The 952-nt window shown below is 53.5% G+C and carries 9 tRNA genes and 1 rRNA gene; all 10 read right to left on the reverse strand.

Going from position 1 to position 952, the window contains the following annotated elements:
* Positions 1 to 76 (reverse strand) — tRNA-Ala (locus MTR82_RS11125).
* A 6-nt stretch (positions 77 to 82) separates the two neighbouring features.
* A tRNA-Pro gene (locus tag MTR82_RS11130) sits at positions 83 to 159 on the reverse strand.
* Positions 160 to 184: 25 nt separating this feature from the next.
* Positions 185 to 261: transfer RNA gene (locus tag MTR82_RS11135), tRNA-Arg, on the reverse strand.
* A gap of 44 nt (positions 262 to 305) precedes the next feature.
* Positions 306 to 394: transfer RNA gene (locus MTR82_RS11140), tRNA-Leu, on the reverse strand.
* A 30-nt stretch (positions 395 to 424) separates the two neighbouring features.
* Positions 425 to 499 (reverse strand) — tRNA-Gly (locus MTR82_RS11145).
* A gap of 5 nt (positions 500 to 504) precedes the next feature.
* Positions 505 to 589 (reverse strand) — tRNA-Leu (locus tag MTR82_RS11150).
* A gap of 21 nt (positions 590 to 610) precedes the next feature.
* Positions 611 to 686 (reverse strand) — tRNA-Lys (locus MTR82_RS11155).
* 10 nt (positions 687 to 696) lie between these two features.
* Positions 697 to 772, reverse strand: a tRNA-Thr gene (locus tag MTR82_RS11160).
* A 14-nt stretch (positions 773 to 786) separates the two neighbouring features.
* Positions 787 to 862 (reverse strand) — tRNA-Val (locus MTR82_RS11165).
* 9 nt (positions 863 to 871) lie between these two features.
* A 5S ribosomal RNA gene (gene rrf / locus MTR82_RS11170) occupies positions 872 to 952 on the reverse strand; the annotation flags it as partial.

The following is a 952-nucleotide window of genomic DNA, read 5'->3' on the forward strand; positions in this document are numbered from 1 at the left end:
TGGTGGAGCCTAGCGGGATCGAACCGCTGACCTCCTGCGTGCAAGGCAGGCGCTCTCCCAGCTGAGCTAAGGCCCCATTGAATGGTCGGGAAGACAGGATTCGAACCTGCGACCCCTTGGTCCCAAACCAAGTGCTCTACCAAGCTGAGCTACTTCCCGAACTGAGATGCTTCTTATAAAAATATGGCGCGCCCGAGAGGACTCGAACCTCTAACCGCTTGATTCGTAGTCAAGTACTCTATCCAATTGAGCTACGGGCGCTTATTCATGATGAAAGCCTGACGGTTTTTTTCTGCAAACAAAGATGGTGCCGAGGACCGGAATCGAACCGGTACGGTAGTCACCTACCGCAGGATTTTAAGTCCTGTGCGTCTGCCAGTTCCGCCACCCCGGCATGGATCGGCTTTGAATTGCTGCAAAAAAATGGAGCGGAAGACGGGGGTCGAACCCGCGACCTCCACCTTGGCAAGGTGGCGTTCTACCACTGAACTACTTCCGCAAAAATGGTGCGGGTGAAGGGAGTCGAACCCCCACGCCCGAAGGCGCTAGATCCTAAGTCTAGTGCGTCTGCCAGTTCCGCCACACCCGCGTGGCAATAATGAAATTAAAATGGTGAGCCATGAAGGATTCGAACCTTCGACCCTCTGATTAAAAGTCAGATGCTCTACCAACTGAGCTAATGGCTCTCACAAAAAGTGGTGCCGGAGAAAGGACTTGAACCCTCAACCTACTGATTACAAGTCAGTTGCTCTACCAGTTGAGCTACTCCGGCGAAAGAGAAAATAATGGTGGAGGATGACGGGATCGAACCGCCGACCCTCTGCTTGTAAGGCAGATGCTCTCCCAGCTGAGCTAATCCTCCAGTATGTATGCCCAGCGACGTCCTACTCTCACAGGGGGAGACCCCCAACTACCATCGGCGCAAAAGAGCTTAACTTCCGTGTTCGGGATG

The sequence above is a fragment of the Planococcus ruber genome, from assembly GCF_022819085.1.
GTDB classification, from domain to species: Bacteria; Bacillota; Bacilli; order Bacillales_A; family Planococcaceae; genus Planococcus; species Planococcus ruber.